Source organism: Luteibacter sp. Sphag1AF (assembly GCF_014192715.1).
GTDB lineage: Bacteria > Pseudomonadota > Gammaproteobacteria > Xanthomonadales > Rhodanobacteraceae > Luteibacter.
In genome coordinates, this window is sequence record NZ_JACHYH010000009.1 from 52,150 (window position 1) to 73,218 (window position 21,069).

21 protein-coding genes and 1 pseudogene are annotated in these 21,069 nt (G+C 59.1%); 10 read left to right on the top strand and 12 right to left on the bottom strand.

Annotated features, from left to right (window positions below):
• Positions 1 to 13: 13 nt before the first annotated feature.
• The 5 genes from FHW69_RS17050 to FHW69_RS17070 all read left to right on the top strand — a co-directional run bounded on the left by FHW69_RS17050 (position 14) and on the right by FHW69_RS17070 (position 1,840).
• The gene (locus tag FHW69_RS17050) at positions 14 to 169 is read left to right on the top strand and encodes a hypothetical protein (protein ID WP_183424307.1); all 156 of its coding nucleotides are present in this window, start codon (positions 14 to 16) and stop codon (positions 167 to 169) included.
• A 76-nt stretch (positions 170 to 245) separates the two neighbouring features.
• On the top strand, positions 246 to 536 hold the full coding sequence (locus FHW69_RS17055) for a DUF6127 family protein (protein ID WP_183424308.1): 291 nt from the start codon (positions 246 to 248) through the stop codon (positions 534 to 536).
• Complete coding sequence (locus FHW69_RS17060) at positions 533 to 1,009, top strand: hypothetical protein (RefSeq protein WP_183424309.1); 477 nt, start codon at positions 533 to 535, stop codon at positions 1,007 to 1,009. The genes FHW69_RS17055 and FHW69_RS17060 overlap by 4 nt, the downstream gene beginning before the upstream one ends.
• Positions 1,006 to 1,470: a lysozyme gene (locus FHW69_RS17065; protein WP_183424310.1), complete on the top strand. Its 465-nt coding sequence runs from the start codon at positions 1,006 to 1,008 to the stop codon at positions 1,468 to 1,470. Before FHW69_RS17060 ends, FHW69_RS17065 begins: the two co-directional genes overlap by 4 nt.
• Positions 1,471 to 1,549: 79 nt before the next feature.
• On the top strand, positions 1,550 to 1,840 hold the full coding sequence (locus tag FHW69_RS17070; protein WP_183424311.1) for a hypothetical protein: 291 nt from the start codon (positions 1,550 to 1,552) through the stop codon (positions 1,838 to 1,840).
• A gap of 6 nt (positions 1,841 to 1,846) precedes the next feature.
• Here the strand turns inward: FHW69_RS17070 and FHW69_RS17075 are convergent, their stop codons facing one another.
• From FHW69_RS17075 to FHW69_RS17100, 6 genes are read right to left on the bottom strand one after another with little or no spacing between them, the layout of a single operon-like run.
• Entirely contained in the window at positions 1,847 to 2,794 is a 948-nt protein-coding gene (locus FHW69_RS17075) for a COG2958 family protein (RefSeq protein ID WP_183424312.1), read from the bottom strand.
• Positions 2,795 to 2,822: 28 nt separating this feature from the next.
• The gene (locus tag FHW69_RS17080; RefSeq protein ID WP_183424313.1) at positions 2,823 to 5,819 is read right to left on the bottom strand and encodes a type I restriction endonuclease subunit R; all 2,997 of its coding nucleotides are present in this window, start codon (positions 5,817 to 5,819) and stop codon (positions 2,823 to 2,825) included.
• Positions 5,806 to 7,185, bottom strand: a complete 1,380-nt coding sequence (locus FHW69_RS17085) for a restriction endonuclease subunit S (protein ID WP_255494877.1) — start codon at positions 7,183 to 7,185, stop codon at positions 5,806 to 5,808. The genes FHW69_RS17080 and FHW69_RS17085 overlap by 14 nt, the downstream gene beginning before the upstream one ends.
• 35 nt (positions 7,186 to 7,220) lie before the next feature.
• Positions 7,221 to 9,614 (bottom strand): class I SAM-dependent DNA methyltransferase, encoded by a 2,394-nt coding sequence (locus FHW69_RS17090; RefSeq protein ID WP_183424315.1) that lies wholly within the window; start codon positions 9,612 to 9,614, stop codon positions 7,221 to 7,223.
• The gene (locus tag FHW69_RS17095) at positions 9,614 to 11,371 is read right to left on the bottom strand and encodes a DUF262 domain-containing protein (protein ID WP_183424316.1); all 1,758 of its coding nucleotides are present in this window, start codon (positions 11,369 to 11,371) and stop codon (positions 9,614 to 9,616) included. Before FHW69_RS17095 ends, FHW69_RS17090 begins: the two co-directional genes overlap by 1 nt.
• 15 nt (positions 11,372 to 11,386) lie before the next feature.
• A complete protein-coding gene (locus tag FHW69_RS17100) occupies positions 11,387 to 12,286 on the bottom strand; it encodes a WYL domain-containing protein (protein ID WP_183424317.1) in 900 nt (299 codons plus the stop codon).
• 356 nt (positions 12,287 to 12,642) lie between these two features.
• Here FHW69_RS17100 and FHW69_RS17105 point away from each other — a divergent pair, with 356 nt between their 5' ends.
• Entirely contained in the window at positions 12,643 to 13,362 is a 720-nt protein-coding gene (locus FHW69_RS17105) for a hypothetical protein (RefSeq protein WP_183424318.1), read from the top strand.
• 22 nt (positions 13,363 to 13,384) lie between these two features.
• Here FHW69_RS17105 and FHW69_RS17110 read toward each other — a convergent pair whose 3' ends face one another.
• From FHW69_RS17110 to FHW69_RS17130, 5 genes and pseudogenes are all read right to left on the bottom strand, one after another.
• Positions 13,385 to 14,023 (bottom strand): RHS repeat-associated core domain-containing protein, encoded by a 639-nt coding sequence (locus FHW69_RS17110; RefSeq protein ID WP_343204045.1) that lies wholly within the window; start codon positions 14,021 to 14,023, stop codon positions 13,385 to 13,387.
• 59 nt (positions 14,024 to 14,082) lie between these two features.
• On the bottom strand, positions 14,083 to 14,568 hold the full coding sequence (locus FHW69_RS17115; RefSeq protein ID WP_183424319.1) for a hypothetical protein: 486 nt from the start codon (positions 14,566 to 14,568) through the stop codon (positions 14,083 to 14,085).
• Positions 14,569 to 14,685: 117 nt separating this feature from the next.
• Positions 14,686 to 15,761: pseudogene (locus FHW69_RS17120) on the bottom strand (IS3 family transposase).
• 169 nt (positions 15,762 to 15,930) lie between these two features.
• Positions 15,931 to 16,305, bottom strand: coding sequence for a DUF6869 domain-containing protein (locus FHW69_RS17125; protein ID WP_183424320.1), 375 nt, complete (start codon positions 16,303 to 16,305; stop codon positions 15,931 to 15,933).
• A gap of 193 nt (positions 16,306 to 16,498) precedes the next feature.
• On the bottom strand, positions 16,499 to 16,972 hold the full coding sequence (locus FHW69_RS17130; RefSeq protein WP_183424321.1) for a cupin domain-containing protein: 474 nt from the start codon (positions 16,970 to 16,972) through the stop codon (positions 16,499 to 16,501).
• 237 nt (positions 16,973 to 17,209) lie between these two features.
• Between FHW69_RS17130 and FHW69_RS17135 the strand changes: the two genes are divergently transcribed.
• The 4 genes from FHW69_RS17135 (at position 17,210) to map (ending at position 19,365) form a co-directional block, all read left to right on the top strand.
• Entirely contained in the window at positions 17,210 to 17,659 is a 450-nt protein-coding gene (locus FHW69_RS17135; protein WP_183424322.1) for a GNAT family N-acetyltransferase, read from the top strand.
• Between the two features lie 35 nt (positions 17,660 to 17,694).
• Positions 17,695 to 18,309 carry a LysE family translocator gene (locus FHW69_RS17140; RefSeq protein ID WP_183424323.1) on the top strand — a complete coding sequence of 205 codons (615 nt, stop codon included), beginning with the start codon at positions 17,695 to 17,697 and terminating at the stop codon, positions 18,307 to 18,309.
• A gap of 64 nt (positions 18,310 to 18,373) precedes the next feature.
• Entirely contained in the window at positions 18,374 to 18,586 is a 213-nt protein-coding gene (locus FHW69_RS17145; protein ID WP_183424324.1) for a ParD-like family protein, read from the top strand.
• Positions 18,583 to 19,365, top strand: coding sequence for a type I methionyl aminopeptidase (gene map / locus FHW69_RS17150; RefSeq protein WP_183424325.1), 783 nt, complete (start codon positions 18,583 to 18,585; stop codon positions 19,363 to 19,365). The genes FHW69_RS17145 and map overlap by 4 nt, the downstream gene beginning before the upstream one ends.
• Positions 19,366 to 19,391: 26 nt before the next feature.
• Here map and FHW69_RS17155 read toward each other — a convergent pair whose 3' ends face one another.
• On the bottom strand, positions 19,392 to 21,029 hold the full coding sequence (locus FHW69_RS17155) for a hypothetical protein (protein ID WP_183424326.1): 1,638 nt from the start codon (positions 21,027 to 21,029) through the stop codon (positions 19,392 to 19,394).
• Positions 21,030 to 21,069 lie beyond the last annotated feature (40 nt).

Here is a 21,069-nt window from a genome sequence, read left to right on the forward strand (position 1 = left end):
GATAGGGGGTTGTATGAACGCGCTGGTCGGGCAGGAAGCCAAGGCCAACTTCTCTCTGTTTTGGCGCTTCTGCGACGACGGTTCGGACGATGGCCAGAAGGTGTTCGTCCGAGACGACGCCATCGAAGGCATCGCCCGCAGCCTGACGCTGGAAATCATCGAAATCTGAAACCCAACTAGTTCAACCCTGAGACCCGCCCTGATGCTCGCGCATCGGGCGGGTTTCGCATTTCTGGAGCACGCAAATGAACGCACCGACTGTGACAGGGGGCATGGTGACCATGCCCAAGGACGAATTCGAAGAACTGCTGGAGCGCGTCGCCGAACGCGGCGCTCGCCACGCGCTGGCTGACGTGGGCCTCGATGGCGAAGACGCGGCCAGCGACATCCGAGAGCTGCGGGGCCTGCTGGAGGCCTTCAACACGGCCAAGTACACCGCGTGGCAGACGGTGGTCAAGGTGATCACCACCGGCTTCCTGCTGGCGCTGGTCGCAGGCGCAATCATCAAGCTCAAGGTGTTCGGAGGTGGCCAATGATCGAGACCTTGCTGGGTGGCCTCCTTGGAGGGGCCTTCCGTCTCGCGCCCGAACTGCTTAAGTGGCTCGACCGCCAAGGCGAGCGTGGTCACGAATTGGCGATGCAGGACAAGGCGCTGGAGTTCGAGAAGCTGCGCGGCGCGCAGCGGATGGCCGAAATCGGCGCAAGCGCTGATGCGGCGTGGAACGTCGGAGCCATTGATACGCTGCGCGACGCCGTCCGCACCCAAGGTGAGAAGTCCGGTGTGCGCTGGGCCGACGCGCTCTCAACCAGCGTGCGTCCGGTGATCACCTACTGGTTCATGGCCCTGTACTGCGCGGCCAAGACGGCGGCATTTGTGGCTGCCGTGACCGCTGGAGCTGGCTGGGGCACGGCCATCCTGCACGCCTGGACGGAAGCCGATCAGGCGCTGTGGGCCGGGGTACTGAATTTCTGGTTCCTCGGGCGCGTGTTCGACCGGGTGCGTTCGTGAGCGAAGTGCCGAAAACGGCCATCGAGCTGGCCAAGCGATTCGAGGGGTTCCACCGCGTGCCGAAGGCCGATCCTGGACGCGCACACCCGTACATCTGTCCTGCAGGGTACTGGACGATTGGCTATGGCCACCTCTGTGATCCGAAGCACCTGCCGATCACCGAGACCGAGGCCGAGATCTATCTGGCGCGCGACCTGCAGACGGCGCTCGCCGCGACGCTGCGTTACTGCCCGGTGCTCGCCGCCGAAACCGAAGGGCGACTTTCGGCCATCGTGGACTTCACCTTCAACCTTGGCGCAGGGCGTCTGCAGACGTCGACGCTACGGCGGCGAGTCAATCAGCGTGACTGGGTTGCGGCCAGGCAGGAGCTGCGCCGATGGGTTTATGGCGGCGGGAAAGTGCTGCCGGGACTCGTCACACGGCGGGAGGCTGAGGCCGCTTGGCTGCTTCGCAACGCCTGATCCAGAACCGCGCGGAAGAGCTTGGCTTTACCGCTGAACAGCGCGTTCATGTCATCCACGCCAATTCGGAGCACAAGCAATGAGCAATCAATTCAAAAAGGCAGTCATCGACGACGTGTCCTGCCGCAGCATCGACGAAACCTTGCAGGCAAGCCTGCTGGATTTGTTTGAGTACGCCATGAAAACGGCCGCGACGACGCTTGTCCGTGAGGCTAAGTTCGATACGTCTGATTTCGCTACCGCCAAGGAACGAAACTGTGAGGGCTTTGCGCTGCTCGTGAGCCGAGCACGCGCCGACTCACGCAACGAATGGTTTGGGGCGTTTCAGCGGGGCGAGCAGCGCCTCGATGTCATCGGCCACCTCGAGTAGCCTTCTTCAGTCCGTCGTCTCGGGAACATCCCAATCAGCCAGCCTCGCTTCGCCGGTTTGGTAGAACTGCTTCACCAGTTTCACGTAGTCCAGAAAATCCCGGTTTTCGGTTGCCAGCCGGTTGGCCATGTCCCAATCAATCTCGTCCCGTTCACGAGCTGGAATCAAGACCTGGCTCTCTGCCGGGTTGTCGGCATCCAGTTTGATCAGGCCGATGCCGTGGGCGGCGAACAGCATTCGCAGCTCCTTGAGCGTGTCCTGGCCCTCGATCTCCGCAGCGACCAGATATCCAAAATTGGCCCATGACGAGTTTGAAACCGCCTGGAAAAAGCATTCACGCACGTTCGATCGGTTGATCAGCAACTTGGCCTCGAACGACCAAAGCTTGGTGCGCTTGTCGGAATACTGATTCACGCAGTCCCGCACCTCCTGGTGCCACTCAGCGCCCAAGTCCTCCATCCCGACCACGTCCGGGTACAGCCAACGGTTGCCGTTCGGCCCTCGCTTGTTCGATGAGCGCTTCTCGTCAATGCGCTTCGAGTAGACCCCGAACTCTTCCCACAGATACAGCGCGAGCAGCGGGTACATCGCGTGTTCACCCAGTGTCTTGCCATCGGTGCTTACGGTGGTGCTAGTGGCCGTACTCTCAGCCGCAGCAACTTCTGCGACGTCTGATTTTTCCGTGTAGTAGTACTTGCGCGGCCTACCCTCGGTAGTCTTCAACTCCGGATGCCTTTTTTGCAAGCTGGGACGCCGTGAGCCAATTTCCGCGACCAGCTGCTGCACCAAGTCGCCGTCGGTTTTGATGTACCCGCCTTGACTGTTGGATTTCTTCTCCTGGCACTCCATGGGATAGGTACCAAATATCCACTCAGCGATCTGTCGAGCCGTCAGCTTTTCCTCGGGTCGTGCTTTCAAGCAATCCAGAACAGCTTTCGCTAGATTCAATGCCATAGGCACCCCCTTTGTGCACTGGTATCGCTCACGCCGACGCTCCCGTCTGTGGCGGTGCCTTCGGCGTCACCGAGCCCGGGTGGTAGGTCGAGTCGAAGACCATATCCGTCAGCCAGCGTTTGAAACTCGGGTTGTCACTGAACTGCTTGAACAGCTCCGTGTGGTCGGAGATCAGCTCCAGTACCACGCGATTGAGCGCCTTGTCGTGCTCCAGCTTGGCGTTCTGCTTGTCGGAGTTGGCCTGCGCGTTTTGGTAGGCCTTGTCCTGCGCCACACGGGCCGGAATCTCCTCGGTGATGACCTTGCGGATCTTGTCGCCGTCCTTCCATTCGATGTTGCCGAACATGTCGTTGAAGGCTCTGATGATGTTCGACAACTTGTCGATTTCCGGCGTACCGCCACCGCCGCCGCCGCCGGGCGGGGGCGGTTCGATGAAGGCGTCGGCATCGTCCATCGACATCTTCAGTGACGCCTGCGCTTCTACCCGATAGCTGTCCATGTCGATGGCTTCCAGCACGCCCTTGGAGAGGTCTTCCTCCTTCGGGGCCGGTAGCTTCGGGATCAGGAAGTTCAGGAAGATCGACAGCTTTTCCCAAGCCGGGTGGCCGTAGGTCAGGATCGCAGCAAGAAAGCCGTAGCTGCGCACGAAAGCCTTGGCCTTGCCCTTGAACTCGACTTGACCATCTTCGTCCAGGTTGTCGATGTACTCGGCCACACAGGTATCGAGAATGGGGTCGAGCTTGTCGCGGTCTGCGCCGGTGACATAGAGCGCAACCAAATCTTCAACCTGTTGCCAGCTGTACACCTGTTTGGCATCGAGGTCGTTCTTCAAGTCGTGCAGCTTGTTGGGGTCGGTTTCGCCGACCTGCACCGTCGCGCGGTAATAGTCCTGAAATGCGGCTTTCACGGCCTCGGCGTTGTCGGCAAAGTCCAGCACGAAGGTATCGCGCTTTTGCGGGTGAGCTCGGTTTAGTCGAGACAGCGTTTGAACCGCCATCACGCCACCCAGTGGTTTGTCCACGTACATCGTGTGCAGCAGCGGCTCGTCAAAGCCGGTGACGAACTTGTTGGCGACGATCAGGAAGCGATACGGGTCTTGCTTAAGCTTGGACGGAATGTCCTTGCTCGGGAATTCGTTGAGATCGGCTTCGGTCTTCCTCACCCCGCCAATTTCAAAGTCGCCCGAGTACGCCACGATGGCCTTGAAGGGGCTCTTGATTGAGGCGAGGTAATCCGACACCTCACGGTAGTAGTCGATGGCCCGTGCGATGCCGTTGCAAACGATCATCGCCCGCGCCTTGCCACCGATCTTTTGCTTCCCCGCCACCTGCGCTACGAAGTGGTCAACCATGATCTCGGCCTTCTTGCGGATGGCCTTGTCGTGGGATTCGACGTAGTGACGAATCTTCTTCAGCGCCTTCACCTTGTCAAAGTCGGGATCTTCCTCGACTGTCTTGGCGACGTGATAGAAGCTGTCCACCGACGTGTAGTTCGCAATCACGTCGAGGATGAAACCCTCTTGAATGGCCTGCTTGGTGGTGTAGGTCAGTTCCTCCGGCGAGCGGTAACGCGCCTCACTGCCCTCGATGAACCGCTCCCCGAACAACTCCAGCGTCCTGTTTTTCGGCGTGGCCGTGAACGCGAAGTAGCTGGCGTTCGACAGCATCTTGCGCGATTCGATCAGTTTGTTGACGGCGTCCTCGACCGATTCCTCATCGTCCTCGTCGTCACCAGGAGCGCCTGACAAGGCCATATGCATCTTGGCCGTCGTCTTACCGCCCTGGCTGGAATGCGCCTCGTCGATCAGCAACGCGAACTTCTTGCCGCCGAGGTCTACCAGCTCATCGAGGATGAACGGAAACTTCTGCACCGTCGTGACGATGATCTTCTTGCCTTTGCGCAGGAAGGTGCGCAGCTCGGCGGCATCCTCGGAATGGCCGAAGATCGATGCAACGTGGTCGTAGCTCTTGATGGTGCGGGCGATCTGGGTATCAAGCGCGCGTCGGTCGGTGATGACGATCACCGAGTCGAACTGAGCCAACATCGCATCGGCGGCCGTTTTGAGTTCGACCAACTGGTGAGCCAACCACGCGATGGTGTTGCTCTTGCCGCTGCCTGCCGAGTGCTGAATGAGATAGCGCTTGCCAACCCCATCCTCGCGGGAGCGGCGCAGCAAGGCACGGACAGTACGCAGTTGGTGAAACCGTGGGAACACCTGCTTGCGCCGCTTCTTGCCCTTTTCGTCTTCCTCTTCCACCACCTGCGTGAAGTTCTCGATGATGTTGGCCAGCGAGTCCTTGATCAGCACCTGCTTCCACAGATAGTCGGTCTTCAGGCCGTGCGGGTTGGGCGGGTTGCCCGCGCCGCTGTTCCAACCCTGGTTGAACGGTAGGAACCACGAGGTCTTCCCGGTGAGATGCGGGCAGAACCGCACCTCGGCGTCGTCCACCGCCATGTGCGCCACGCAGCGCCCCAATTGGAACAGCAGCTCGCCCGGGTTACGGTCAGTTTGGTACTGGGTGATGGCGTCGGCGACGGTCTGCTTGGTCAGCGAGTTTTTCAACTCGAAGGTCATCACCGGCAGGCCATTGATGAAGATGGCGACGTCCAGCGAGCGCTGCGACTCGTCATTGCTGTAGCGCAACTGGCGGGTGACGCTGAAGATGTTCTTGCCAAAGTTCTCGGCAGCGCTGACGTTGCCCGGCGTCGGCAGCAGCTTGTACAGATCAACGTGAACCGGGCCGTGGCCCACGCCCTTGCGCAGCACATCCACCACGCCCCGCTTGGCGATCTCGCCCTGGATTCGGTGCAAGAACTGAGTGCGCTTGATTCCCTCGCTTGCCAGCTCCAGTGTGTCGACCGCCTTGGGCTGGGTGGCCTGCAGAAACGCCAGCAACTGCACCACGTCCACCGCCACGTCGCGGTTGTAGTCGCTGGGGTTGCCCTGCACGTAGCCGCCGCTGTTGCAGAGGTCGCGCACGATCAAGGCCTCCAGGCCCTTTTCGCTGGTGTCAGTCGTCGCCATCGTCTTGCTCCCCATCGGTATCGATTTCTTCGTCGCCGCCCAGTAACGCAAGGTCTTCCTCGGCCACCACGTCATCCGGGCCCGGCACCCAGCCGCGCACATCCACTTGGCCGGTGACGACATCGGCGATTTGCCGGTCGCGGTATTCGCGGATCAGCTTGATTTCGTCTTCCGCCCGCAGGATGGCTTCTTCGAGTGGCTTGCACTCATCGGCAATCCACTTGCAGATGACCTTCTGTTCTCCTATCGGCGGTAGCGGGATGACGGCGTTCTTGACATCGTGTTTGCCGAGGGCGAATCGCGTGACGCCGGTTGCCAACACGTGAAATTGCTCGGCGATCCGCGCAGACCCGATGGCGCGAAAAAGGAACTCACCCTCAATTCGACCGGGCTCGGGTCGCAGCAATCCAAGGTGGTAGGCGCAGACCACACCAGGAAGCCCGACTGGCACCCATGCGGGCACAGCAATGTCGTCCGGCGTTTCGGAATCCTTGGTGATGATGACGTCGCCCGCTTTGAGCGTGAGCCGGGCAATTTCTCCTGCCGTCGCAGTGGCTTGCATCAAATCCATGTCGCCGGTGATCTTGTCGTTCTTGTAGACGTCTGTGTAGTTGCACAGGCGAACTGACGTTTCGTGATCATGCGAATGCTTGTCCACACCACTGAAGCGCACATCAGCGACGTGCTTTACCAGGGCAATATCCCAGTGCAGGGGCACATCCCCCAACCACTCGATGCCAGAAGGCTTAAACCCGACAGAAGAATCGATGCCTCGCGTAACGGCATGATCAATGATGCGCAGCTTCTGCTCGGTGAGCAGGCCGATGAGATCGCGCTTGGCCCTGATCAACCGGGCGATGTGGGTATCCTGCGCCCGCAGGTAGGCGACTATTAGGTCTTGCTCGGTGCGAGGCGGCTGAATCAGGGCTATGTCAAGAAACTGGTTCGGGTACAAGCGCAGACGCGAGGATCGGATGCCGGTTGAGCGCCCAATGTATTCAGCAACGTAGGCACGAGTGCGCAGCAGGTAGTCGAGATACGCTGGGTTAAAGCTGTCGGCACGGTGCGGCCGATACACGCCATAGGCCGGACTGACGATGCCCACGTGCCTGCTCGCACCAAGCGCTGCCATCCATGCCCAAAGCGTGTTGATCACGATGTCTCCGGGACGGCACAGCTTGGAGCCAACATAGCTCGCAGACTTGAACATCGTCACGTTCTTCTGGCTGCGCGGCGTAACCCCGGTCAGGTGCGATACCGACAGCAGCTCCTCTTCGCCAGTGCGCGAGCGCTCATCCACCTCACGGAAGAAGACCTTGGCGCGCTGCTCGTCCCAGTGCTCGGGCACCGGCGGAAGCCATTGCATCTTGGATGTCCGGTATGACTGGTATGCACCGCCCATCACGCAGCCCCCACAATCTTGTGCAGTAAGCCTTCCGTCTGCTCCTCCAGCTTCAAGATGTCGGCGCGGATTTGTTCCAGCGTGCGCAGCGGGGTCGGTTTGTAGAAGTAGCGCGCGAATGAGATCTCGTAGCCGATCTTGGTGGAGTCCATCGCAATCCAGGCATCGGGCGCGTGGGGCAGCACCTCCCGGACGAAGAAGGCTTCGATGCCACCGGACTCCTTGAGCGGCACTTGCTCGGTATCGCGCAGGTCGGTATCGGCCTCGTACTCGACCATGAAGCGATCCTTGCCCACGGTCTCGAGGTACGCGCCGTCGTAGCCGGGTTCGAAATGTTCACCCGCCTTAAGCTTGCTGCGTTTGGCAATGACCGGCGGGGCCGACTCATCGCGCCAACTCACCGCCTTGTAGATGGCCTTCTTCTCGGGAGCACCCAACTTCTTGCTGTGCGCTTTCATCGTGGCGTCAAAGCGCGCGCGGAACTCGTTGTGGTCGTCGAAGACACCTTCGCCGAGTTCCTGCTGCGCCAGCTTTGCCAATTCCATCAGGGTCTTGTCGCGCAGCCACGTCGCTGGGTCGAGCAGCTTTTTGCGCCGCTTCTCCGGCACGGCCTTCTTGGTGGCCTTGGTGTCTTCGTCGTCCGATTCCTCGTCGGCATCCTCGTCGCCGTCATCACCCTTGAGCCACGCCTCGATTTCGGGCTTGAGCTTGGCGAATTCCGTGTACAGCTTGTCGCTGTACTTGGCGTAAATCTCGCTGCGCAGGGCCTCGTCGCCCGTGGCAAAGCGCAGGCTTTCGATGGCGCTGCGTTTGAGCTGACTTTTGAGGCGTAGCGGGCGCTCGACCGTGATCTTCCAGTAGCCAAAGTCAGCGTTGTCGAACCACTTGCTTTCGGGTACTGCCTTTGCGGCTTCTGCATCGGCGGGAGGCTGGTCAAGGTAGTGCTTGAGGATGCGTTCAATGTCCGCGTCCGCCAGCTCGCAGTTCTTCTTGCCGAGGTTGCGCCGCATCGGCAGGAACCACTGCGAGGCGTCGATGAGCTGCACCTTGCCGCGTCGGTGTGCGGGCTTCTTGTTGGCCAGCACCCAGATGTAGGTGGCGATGCCGGTGTTGTAGAAGATGTTGAGTGGCAGGGCGATGATGGCTTCTAGCCAGTCGTTCTCCAGCACCCAGCGGCGCACATTGCTTTCACCTTGGCCCGCGTCGCCAGTGAACAGCGCGGAGCCGTTGTGTACCAGCGCGATGCGACTGCCCAGCGGCGTGTTGTGTTTCATCTTCTGCAGCTTGTTCACCAGGAACATCAGCTGCCCGTCGCTGGAACGGGTGATGAGCTTGAATTCGGAGTCGCCGCCGTGATTGACGATGAAGCGCGAGTCGCTGAATTCCTTCTTGCCGCCCATCCGGTCGAGGTCGGTCTTCCAACTCTTGCCGTAAGGCGGGTTGGAGATCATGAAGTCGAACTCGCGTGAGCGGAACTGATCGGCTGACAGCGTGGACTTGTCCGCGCCGCCGACGATGTTCTCGGCCTCATCGCCTTCGCCCTTGAGCAGCAGGTCGGCCTTGCAGATGGCGTAGGTCTCGGGGTTGATCTCCTGCCCGAACAGGTGGATCGACACTTCCTTGTCGTGGCTGGCGGCCAGTTCGTGCAACGCCTCTTCAGCCACGGTCAGCATGCCGCCCGTGCCGCAACTGCCGTCGTACAGCAGGTAGGTGCCAGACTGGATTTGGTCAGCCACCGGCATGAACAGCAACTTGGCCATAAGCTTGACCACGTCGCGCGGCGTGAAGTGCTCGCCAGCCTCTTCGTTGTTCTCTTCGTTGAAACGGCGGATCAACTCCTCAAACACCGTGCCCATACCGTGGTTGTCCAGCGCGGGCAACTTGACCCTGCCGTCGGCATCCTTGACCGGCAAAGGCGAAATGTTCACTTCGGGGTCGAGGAAGTCCTCGATGAGGTAGCCAAGGACGTGTGCGTCGATAAGTGTTTGGATCTGGTCGCGGAACTTGAACTTGGTCAGGATCTCCTGGACGTTGGGAGAGAAGCCATCAAGGTAGTCGATGAAGTCGTCGCGCAGACGCTGGCCAGCGCTACTGGCCTTGAGCTTTTCGAGTGTGAAGTCCGAGGTGTTGTAGAACGCCTGCCCGGCAGCCATCCGCAGCGCGCCGTCCTGCTCGGCCACCTTGTGCGTGTCGAGGAACTTCTTGCGCTCTAGCACCGCCTGCTTGGTCGACTCCAGCACGGCATCGAGCCGCCGCAATACGGTGAAAGGAAGGATCACATCACGGTACTTGCCGCGCACGTAGACGTCGCGCAGGCGGTCGTCAGCGATATTCCAGATGAAGTCAGCAACCCACTTCAGGTTGCTTTGGTCTTGTTGTTTTACGGGTTTCATTAAGCCTGCCCTTGCGATACTGTTGTTGTGTCAGGCGCTTTGCTGACTGATCCGGTTGGCGGCACTTCAAGTGCCCAGTGTTTCTTGAGCACGCCGACGAGGCGCTCTTGCCGATCAATCAGCATCGCCGGTGTCCATTTATCTTCCGAGCGGACTTCCTGCGTCAGGACGAAAGGTGATGCGGTGCCCTTGCCCTTGAAGTACACGTTTTTCTTCTTGGCGAAGTCGTAGTTGCTGGCTGACGAGTTCTTGTTACGGTCAAGCGGAACCAAGTTGGCCAGGCGGTGTGTCCACGCTTCGCGCTCGTCCTCATCGGGGAACCACTGGAGCCAGTCCGAGCCATCCGGCGGTGTCTGCGGTAGCACGTGCTCCAACGACACGGCGCTCTGCAGTTGCACTCCGGGGGCTCGCACCAATGATTCAAGACGCAAGACCAGCGCCATCCGTGCCTTGGGCAAATCGTCGTAAACGTCGCCATCGAGTGCTGCGACGAACTTGCGCTTCTGCGCGTCAGTCAGAGCTAGCGTTGTGAGATCGGCCAGCTCGCCCTTGAAGGTCTCCGGTTCGATTTCCTTGGCCAGCGCGGCGTAGGTTTCAATGCGCTCGTTGATGCCTACCTTGGTGACCAGCAGGAAATAGGTGAGCCGTTCCAGTGATTCGAAAAATTCCGCGAGTAGCTTGGGCTTTTGCCGGAAGCGCTTGAAATAGACCAGTGCCGGGGGCACCCAGTCTTTGAAGTCCACGCGGTTGAGCCAGGACAGGTGCTCGTTGATCGTCTCGGCGTGCTCGGTGGCCTCGAAGTCGGCGTCGCGCACGAAGTCCCACACTTCGGCGTAGGGCTTGATGACCTTGTCGATCAGGTCGATGGGGGACTTGTACTCGGTGACATGCTCCTGAAATTCCTTGACCAACGTGGCCCGCTGCTTTTGCTTGGCGTAGATGGTGCGGATGTGACCGAACAGATCGCCAAAGGCATCGCGGCCAAGTGCGTTTTCAATCCGGCTCCACTCCTTGGCGTAGGCACGGCTTTTGACATCGCCCGCCGTCGTGCGGATCAGACCCAGCACTTGTGCCTTGATGATGTCGATGGGCGCGAGGTCGAGCCCCCGGTTGTTGAGCACGGAGAAGATGCGGTACGCGGCTTCAAGATCAGGCGTGGAGATGACGACCAGCGAGCAGTCGTTGGCGAGGAACTGCCACAGCGCGATCAGGTCGGCAGGCGGTAGCGCCTTGGCCTTGCCCAGCAGCAGCGTGGCGTTTTCGCGGTAGCGCAGACGGCTGTCTTCCAGCTTGTCGGTGCTGGCGACCAACTGCGCAATGCCACCCGGCTCCTGAATGTTGGTGCGGAAGAAGTTGGCGTCTTCCTCGCGGGCAGTCAGGCGGTATTCGTTTTTCTCGCCGAGGCTGACCTTGCCTTTCTTGTAGAGGAAATCGGTGATGTCGTCGGCGGCGTGCGGCATGGCCTCGCGCAGCACCGCGAACAGCATCGTCAGCGTGGAGAGGCGTTGCTGGCCATCTACGACGGATGATTTCGGCTCTCGGTCGTTTTTGATCAGCACGATGCTGCCGAGGAAGTATTGGCTGGTCGCACCGGAGACGCGGGCGTCCTGCATGGCCGAGATCAAATCGTCGAACAACTCACCCGCCTGCTCAGTCGTCCAGGCGTAGGGGCGCTGGTAGTCCGGGATCTCGAACTGGTAGCTGCCTTCGAAAATCTCGCGGATCAGCTTGTCATGCGCTTCAAGTGTCTTGGCCATCGTGTTCGTTCTTTCCTATCGTTTCTTGGGGCTGGTCGGCGCTTGGTAGCCGGGAGCCAGCTTGGCGTTCTCGACGCCGTAAAGCGCTAGCGGATCGCTGAGCCATAGGCGGTACTGTTCTTCTTTGAGGCGGTGGTCGGGCGAGCAGTCCACGCTCCAGCGCAGCAGCATGTAGCCTGCGACAGCGGCGCGAACGCGCATCCGGATCGATCCGTCGGTCATCCCGTAGTCCATCCTGATGATCTCGGGGCGTTCAAGGCGCGGGTGCGGCACGAAGTCCAGCTCAACGATGCGCGTCCACTGGATATCGTTGTCCGGGCGCTCGTTGGCCTGCGGTTCTTCATCAAGCAAAGTCGGCGTTTCGATGCGGGTGACAACGAAGTCGCGGAATTCGCCAGACTTGCGGTCAAAGGCACGGACGTGCCAGCGCAGACCGGTGTCCACCAGCGCAAACGGCACGATGACTCGCTCGGACTCGCCATTGCTCATCGAGTGGTAGCGAATCGCCACTGCGTGCTTGGCTTGAATGGCACGGCATATCGGAGCCAGTACGTCCATCCGAGGGCTGCTCAAGGCTGCAGGGGACTCACAGGGCAGCAGGGGCTGCGAGTCGACATTCACGCCATCACCGAACCCAAGAGCGAGCGCCGACAAAACACGCTGCGTCGCGTGCTCGAAGATCGGGGAGAACATCTTGCCGATCCGGTAGATCTTGTTGCTGCCATCGAATTCGATGTTCTGCGGCGCGATTTCTCGGTACAGCGCCAGATCGCGCGTGGCACCGGCAGGGGCTACCCCAAAGCGGCTCGCCAAGTCAGGGCGGCCGATTTCACCCATGAAGTAAAGGCGGAAGTCGATGTAAGCCAGCCGCTCCCTTTGAGCGTGGCTCAAGCTCTCGACGCGTTGGGGGTGCATGGTCAGGCGCTCCTCATCCACGTCAGGCGACGGTAAGACCGAAAACGGAAGTTCGATTGCACATTGGTAGGCGATTTACATCATCAAAATGATGACATCATGCGCCATTGCTTGTGCCTAAGCAAGTGATCGGAGCGGCCAAGTCGTCGAATTGAGGGACTCAGGGCCGAGGCGTTACTATCTGGTTCTGATTGCGGACGCGGATTCGGTTCCGTGTTCCACCACCAATATGGCCCCCTAAGTGATTGAATTGCTTAGGGGGCTTTTTTGTTGATGGGTCTGGAATGGTCTGGATTGGCCTACGTTTGGTCCGTTTTTGGGACGTTTTGTCTGAGCGCCAGAACGCAGTCCTCCTGATGGCCTGGCAGTGCGGACTGGGGGGAGACGCTCCCAGGATTGACGCTCCTGCCAACGGACCAAAACCACCTGAAATTATCCATTTCCCTGCCGGTACACCGATTCCGGATCACCTTAAGCCTACGCCGCCCTCCGACATCATGAAAACATGGAAAAGTTTTTTACCCAGTGCCCAGAGCCTTAGCCATATTTCAGCCATTAGGCCGGGGGCATATTTTTTTGATAGAAAGAGCGACCCGAAGTGGTCTGCTATCTATTTCCCTCAAGAAAATGGATTGTGGCTATCGCTATCCTGGGATTATTTTGATGTCGAATTCAAATTCGAAATATATGGCATGTCTGTAGGTCAACTAAAAGGATCCGGCATTAGTTTGAATGAGGCGGGAGTTATTCATGATTTTTCCCAAATAAAGTTTCTTCTAAGAACTGAATGGACCCGTCCCACCAAGCCTGGAGAGGTACCGGATAGCTTTGAAGAAATTATTGAGGAAAATGGTCAGTTATCACAAGTTCCGGACACCGCCGCTTCCGTAGCAACATCCCTTTATGGCGTAATTTTCAGTGGGCACACTGAAGACCCACCAATGATGATTACAATAGACGATGCTGCGAGCTACAGTCTCAAATCCAGCACTGACCCCCTGGAAATAAATGCAATGGAGCGAAGCTGCGACTTACTCACCTTGCCTGAAATCCTGGCATGGAAACCTCCCCAATAAGGCGATGGAAAAGTTCTGAAAGTTACTGAGCGATTGGTAAAGGTGTGACGATTTTCTGCAACCGTATGGGATTGAAGCGTCCTCGTACTTTCGAGGCCAATTGAAAACACGGCGGCGACGCATGAGCTAATGCCGATTTCTCGAAAGTACGAGGACGCTTCACATCATCCCAGCTTCCGTCGTGCGAGTCATTGCCATTCTCGCCGCAGCTTCCCTCCTGACCCTTGCAATCCCAGTGAAGATGCCGGCTCTTGATTTGAGTCGCCTCATCGAAGGTGTAGTCGATTCGGATGGTACAACCGCCGCCACAATCGACTGTCTTCCCCGTTGTATGCCTGACGAGACCAAGCTCGTCCCATGCGAGTAGTGAGTTCCCGGAAACATAGCCATAGGTTGTCGGACCCGCAGTGACTCCCATCGGGTCGCTCTGAATGCATCGCCCAGACGCGGCTTCGTAATCCCGATCTACGTTGTAATTCAGCCCAGACTCCGCATCGAAATACTGCCCTGGTAACCACACCCTTGACGCGACCCTGCAGCGACGCCGGTGGCTGGCCTTGACACAGCGCGGCTTGGCGAGCACGGAGAGCACGAGCGGGCGCGGCAGGCTAAATGCTTGAGACGGCTGTCCAGGCGTCCAGGTCGGCGAGGCGTCACGCACCAGGAAGAGCGCGAGCCGTCTCTTGCGGCGTAGCCCAAAATCGATGGATGAAACACACGTCAAACGATGCGTATGTGTATTGGTCGAAAGGTGCCAGATGGCTGTTCAAGGATGAGCCCGTCATCGTCATCAATGGTGCCTTCTCTATTCGAAGTCATCGCATTGAGCGAAATATTAAACACGTCCGACACTGCATCCCAGGTTCCGACTACCTGAACCAGGTCGTGGGCGGAAATCTCTATCAACGTCGCGTCTTCTCCTTCGACATTTAGGGCGAAGCCGGAGATGTTTCCGTTGCCGAATTTTGGGATCGCTCCCTGGTTGCCTGAACAACCGCCCTTAGGTGAAAGGTTGTCGGATTGGCAGATGATGGCTAGATGGTCTCCGATCGCCAAGCTCGCGTTCGCCCAAGTCTTACTCATGCCCGACAAGTGACGTCCACCGATGGAGAGTGAAGCGACGCTCTGCTCCCAACCCGCAACCACGCTGATCACCACGAACGATGCGTCCTCAATCCAGATCGGGGGATTGTCGTTGATCGTCAAGCCGTATGTCATGTTATTACGCCCATATCACTGACATCAAATCAAAATGCGGATCACATCACCTGATGGATCTTGAAGCGTCCTCGTACTTTCGAGTCATCCAGAAGTAGAGGTGATTTATGATGCCATGGCATAACGGACGGGCAACAGGCCACCGAGAGAGCGATGTGGCCGGTCATGGTTGTAGCGCTGTTGCCAGTCGTCGGTCATACGCCGGACTTCGGCGAGCGTGGTGAAGACGTAGCGATCCAGCACTTCGGTGCGGAAGGTGCGGTTGAAGCGTTCGATGTACTCGTTCTGGGTGGGCTTACCTGGCTGGATGTGCAGCAGTTCGACGCCATGCCGTAGAGCCCACTGTTTGAGGGCCGCGCTGATGAATTCAGGGCCATTGTCTAATCGCAGTCGTCGCGCGGCGCCGCGAAGCTCAACGAGCTCGTCCAGAACGCGAATGACGCGTTGCGAGGACAAGCTCGTATCGATTTCGATACGTAGCGACTGGCAATTGAAATCATCGTTGACGTTGAATGTGCGGAAACGGCGGCCCGACCATAGGGCATCGCTCATGGAATCAGCCGACGAGGTGTGATTAGCCTGCATGGGAATCTCCAGCGGGTCGCGGGTGCGCTCGGATCAACGACGCTTGCCACGACGTAGAAGGTTCAGGCGCAAGCCCACATAGACCCGCCAACTGCGGGTCTTGCCAAAGCCCTGAGGCCGAAGCGCCTGGTCGAACAGCAGGCCGAAGCCGTGACCCGGGTTGCCTTTCAGGTGCGCCTCGATGGCGGTAAACGGAGGGCCATTGTCGCGCACCCGTGATCGGTAGTGGCGCGCCGAACGCGACCGCCTCGGCGCGCGATCCGCACGCCGGGCACTCAGGCCACGATGGGTTTGCATCGCCAGGCTCAGCTCCCGTCGCCCAGCCTGGCTTAGAGCTTTCGCGACAGGACATCCTTCAGCGCGTGGTGCTTCAGCGCCAAGTCGGCGTACATGCGCTTGAGGCGCGCCAACTCAGCTTGGACATCCTTCAGATGCCGTAGCTGCGACACCTCCATGTCGGCGTATTCGTTCTTCCAGACGTAGTAGGTCGGCTCCCTGATGCCGTGCTTGCGGCACGTTTCGGCCACCCTCGCGCCGGCCTCGACCTCTTTGAGGATGCGCACGATCTGCTCTTGGCTGAACTTCGGCTTTTTCATGTAGAGCTCCTTCGGGGGAAACTCTACTTCTATCTGGCTCGAATCAACGAGGACGCTTCACCAATGAGCATGGACGCTTTCGCATCTTCCCTATGCTCGAAGTCAAACATGACGGCGGCTTTGTTGAAGGGTTCGGTTATGCGATTGGTGAAAACAGCCACACGTCTCGTTATTTGCATGTAGATGCGAGATGAACCCGCTCCCAGATGTCGTCGGGGATGCTGTTTTTCCAGACCATCCCGAGCATGGCTTTGAAACGGTCATCTGTTTTGGCGAGCGCTTCGCACCTGTCGATAAAGGCGCTTCCCGAGGTCACCAGGAGATCTTCGAGCGGGCCCGCAGCCAGATTGGACAACATCAAATCGGAGTCGTCCAGACGCCTTATCTCGTTAATGATTTCCCAATATCGTTCTACGTCATGACCGCGAAGGTCCTCGAGCGCCTCGTATGCCCAGAAGTTGGAATTCTGGGCATCAGACCCCTTGGCAGCACGGTGCATATCAACCCAGCCCCGGGCGATGTCGGCATCCTTGAATTCAGTCATCGGTCTTCTTCTCTGTGTTTTGGTGGGCAGCCGATTATTTGGATACCGTCAATTTGTGCGGGTCGATATGGGCAAGTTCAAAGCAGTTCAGATGCTGTGTTTACGATAACAAATATGATCCGCGTGGCCACAAGACCTGCTGCCGTCAGCGGTGCGACGTTGCCAGGATTGAGGGTAGGAGCGCTGTTCGCCCTCAATACCCCCGCCCATCCTTACGCGCAAACACCCACTTCCCGTCGGCCCCCATCACCGCCTGAAGGTCATCTGCGGGATAACTGACCTCGTCCCCTGCGCTGCGATCTCCTACCTCAAGAATCACGCAATCGGTCTGCGTGCGATTCTCCAGATGATGGGGCGTTCCGCCAGCGGCAAATCCGGCCACCATGCCGGGCTCCAACACCCTCTCGCCGGCATCCGTGATGAGCGTCGGGTGGCCTTCAAGAACGTAGATGAATTCATCCTGTTTCGTATGCTGGTGATGCAGTGCTGAAACGGAGCCCGGGGGCAGGACGCTCAGGTTTACGCCGAAGTTGGTAATGCCGAACATGTCTCCCAAAGGCCGTTTCACCCTGCCCGCCATCAAGGATGCGAAGGGTTCGGGGTAGTTGCTGGGCTTCGTGCGAGGCGGAGCGTCGACGGCCTTGATCGCATCTGGCTTGTCCGGCATTCGCTACTCCGTGATGAAGGGGACATGGCTGGTGTGAGAAGGATAAGCGACGAAGTGACGTCACCGAAGCTCGGCGCAGCCATCGACTCCAGCGCGTTCGACGCAAAAACGTATAGCAAGTGATGTAAACGCTGGAGCCACGCAAGGGGGCGGCAGACATCTGCCGCCCCCTTGTCGTTTCAGAAGCCCGAATCGCCTATGCTCAGCAGACCGAAGTCACGTTCCCAGGAAAGGCCCATGTCGGCAACGGTGCGCGTAGCGGATCTGAAGGACCTGGATCAGGTAGCCGTACTTTTCGATGAGTATCGGCAGTTCTACGCACAACCGGCCGATGCCTCACTGGCGCGGCGCTTCATGGAGTCGCGCCTGTCGGAAGGCTCATCTTTGGTGCTCGTCGGTGAAACAGTCGATGGCGATATCGTCGCTTTCACCCAGCTTTATCCCCTCTTCGATTCGGTAGGCGCGGTCCCCAGCTTCATCCTCTACGATCTGTTCGTGGCCCAACGGGCCCGTCGCCAGGGCATCGCCCGGAACTTGATGGTGGAAGCGGTGAACGAGGCCCGTCGCCGGGGCGCGGGACGGCTGGAGCTGCAGACTGCTCGCGACAACATTCCCGCCCAGGCGCTTTACGAAGGCTTGGGCTGGAAGCGTGACAACGACTTCTTCATCTACGCCATACATCCCTGAAAATCAGGGTCAGCCCTCATACCCGGCACTTAGCCATGCTTGATCTCCACGCCATTGCCGTCGTCTTTTCCGTCTACATAGCGGGAGTCATTATTCCTGGCCCCAACTTTGTTGCCGTGGCGCACAGGGCTGCATCGTCGAATATCCGTCAGGCGTTGGCGCTTGTGGCCGGCATAGTGGTCGTCAATCTGTTCTGGGCCACGTGCTCCATTCTGGGCATCGGCATCGTGTTCGCCACATTCCCGTGGATTGCGCTCGCCGTGAAGATCATGGGCGCGGGCTATCTGATCTGGTTTGGCGGCCGTCTGATCGTTCGCGCGGGGCATACCAGCACGCCGGCCGTTCGCGAAAGCAAAGGGGCCGCCGGGCAGGCTTTCAGGGCGGGTGTTGCGACAAACATTGCGAACCCGAAAGCCATGGCCTTCTACGCCGCAGTGTTCGCTGCGGCAGCGCCCCGGCACGTCAACGCACCCACCTTCTTCGGCATGCTCGCCACCGTGGCTGTGGTCGCCACGGTCTGGTACGGCTTCGTGGCCATCCTGCTGGCCACGCCTCGCATCGCCGCAGGCTACCGGCGGGGCAAAGTCTGGATGGACCGGTTTTGCGGCACCCTAATCGTCGCGGCTGGCATCCGGCAACTGATTCGCTAGGGATACGCGCGCGGCGAATATATGTAACATATACGATTCATATATTCCTGAATCGGGCTTCGCCATGGGTATCGTCAACATCGACGACGAGCTTCACGACCAACTTCGCCGCGCCTGCACCGTCACGCACCGGTCCATCAACGCGCAGGCCAACTTCTGGATCAAGGTGGGGATGCTGTGCGAAATGCATCCTGACATCAGCTTTCAGGACATCGTTGCTGCTGAACTGAAAAGCGCAGGCGTGCAGTCGCCACTTCTGGGTGAGCGACACACATGATCAAGCAGCCTCACGAACTGGAGCTCATGGCACAGTCCGGAGCGCTACTTGCGCAGGTGTTTGACGTTCTGAACCGCATGCCGCTGGAAGGCAAGAGCACGCTTGAAATCAACAATTTCGTCGAACGCCTGATCGTCGACGAATTGCACGCGCGCCCCGCCAGCAAGGGCCAATATGACTTTCCGTATGTGCTCAATGCATCGATTGACGATGTCGTGTGTCATGGCATGCCGTCCGCAGAGGACGTGCTGCGCAACGGGCAGATCGTCAATCTGGACATCACGCTGGAGAAGAATGGCTTCATTGCCGATTCCAGCACCACCTACCTGGTTGGCGACGTGCCCTACCCCGCACGCCGCCTCGTCCGCGCAACGTACGAAGCGATGTGGAAAGGCATTGCCGCCGTGCGACCGGGTGCCCGCCTGGGCGACATAGGCCACGCCATCGCCCGCTACGCACGCGAACAGGGCTACACCGTCGTGAAGGAATACTGCGGACACGGCATCGGTCGTGAGATGCATGAAGATCCGCAGATCCTGCACTACGGCCACGCAGGAACCGGGCTGGAACTGAAGGAAGGCATGGTGTTCACCATCGAGCCGATGCTCAATCAGGGCAAAGCGGCGATTCGCGCGGAACCTGATGTGTGGCCGGTATATACACGCGACGGCAAGCTTTCTGCGCAGTTCGAGCACACCGTTGCTGTAACGCGTAAGGGTGTGCGCGTATTGACGCTACGGCCGGAGGAAGTGCCGTTGTGTGCCGTTGTGTGCCGTTGAGGAGCGCTGAGCAGCGACGCCCCAATCTAACTATGACGGGCCGATACGTTTGTCACTTCGATGGACGTCTTGGCGATGTATGCCTTGCTATTGCGTCGCTCCACAAGCGCTGTCGTTTCCGACGGCTCATTCATCGCCGGTTTTTGGCCCGCAAACACTGTCTTGAATCGCTTGATGCTGGCGCCGCCTTCGCCGAGGGCGATGGATCGGGTCATGCCAGACCTCGGTATGGACGTGACAGTCGCATTTACCTTGTCACTTTGCAGAATCTTGAAAACGTCCTTTCTCTGCCCGGGTTCGTGCGAGTTGGTCTTGAACTCTGTAAATGTAGCAACCGCCTGCTTGCCTCCGGAATCTGACGTTTCGGTCTTGATCTTCAAAAGGTCTGGTCGCCGGGCGCCTCCGCCCAATTCCACTTGCGGGAAGTACTGGCGCTTGGCTTTCTCTTCCTGAGGCATCTTCCGGTACTTTTTCAGTGCAGCGTGGTACTGCCGCGCCTCGTTAATCCAGCCTGCCTTGAACTTGTCTTCCGTCGTCGCATCGTGACTTTGTTTCGCTCCCCGAATGCCGTCTATCAAGCGCAATTCATTGAGGTCGGAGTCGCTACGCTCCAGCGAAGTACCGTATTTCCCTGCTAAAAATTTCGTCCGGAAAGCACCAAAGTCCTTCAGGGCAACCCGACTGCCCTTTCCATACAGCGGCCTGCCGGGAATCGCCGTCGTCGATGTCGCGAGCATCATGGAAGAAGGAACATTCGTCGGCACAGGGCTCGGGAAACCGAACGGCTGCAACAACGACGGTGAAAGCATCGGTGCCAGCGACAACGACAAAGGCTGTGGATGCATTGAAGGCTGCGGTGACGGCGACGGGTCAAACGACTGCTTCGCCCCGTGCCCTAAGAACGGGTCCGGCGAGCGTCCTGAGGAAGACTGGCCTGTGAAAGGCTGAGGCTTGCTCACCGACCGGGGCGATGAAAGCAACGGCGACAGCATTGGCGACGAACTCGGGCTGGCCACGGGCGACATGCCGCGCGGCCTCTTCTTCACCGGCCCGGAGTCGGAATCAGAATCTGAGCCGGTCAGGTCAAGATGGATCTTCGGGCGCGCCTGCTGTTGATCGTGCGGCCGCTTCTTTGTGGCCTGATCCGGCGATTTCCGCGAAGGCGAGTCAAGGCGCCGGGGCGAAGAATGAGTCTTTGATGGCTGAGTGGTCTTGGGGGGCTTCGGCGATGAACGCGTCAGTGAGGGCGCGTGGGACGACGAAAGATGCGGCTTCGCTTTTACCGGTTCGGAATCACCGGTCAGGTCGAGTACCAGCGTGGGGCGCTTCTTCTCCTGCGGCTTCTTGCCGATGCCGCTTTGATGACTTACCGAATTGTCCCGGCCACGCGGTGGAGATGGTGTCCGCGGAGCGCTGCTCCTGGGCTGGGGCATGCGCTGCGGCGCAGGGTGCCCGAACGAAGGCGCGGAACTCTTGCGGACATCAGGCTTTGTCGAAGTGGGCGGGTCGCCGTACCGGATATCGAGCTTGGGATACTTGCGACCGGGATCGGCCCTGCGTCGCTGCCGCCGCTGATCGCCCTGCGTATTCTTCGGGAGAATGAATCCCCTGTTCTTCGTTGTGGGAAGAGGCTTGCCGCCTGGCACATTCGGATCAGGATTCATGAGCGCCTCAACCAGGGTTGACGAGCGAAGAAGTCGACGG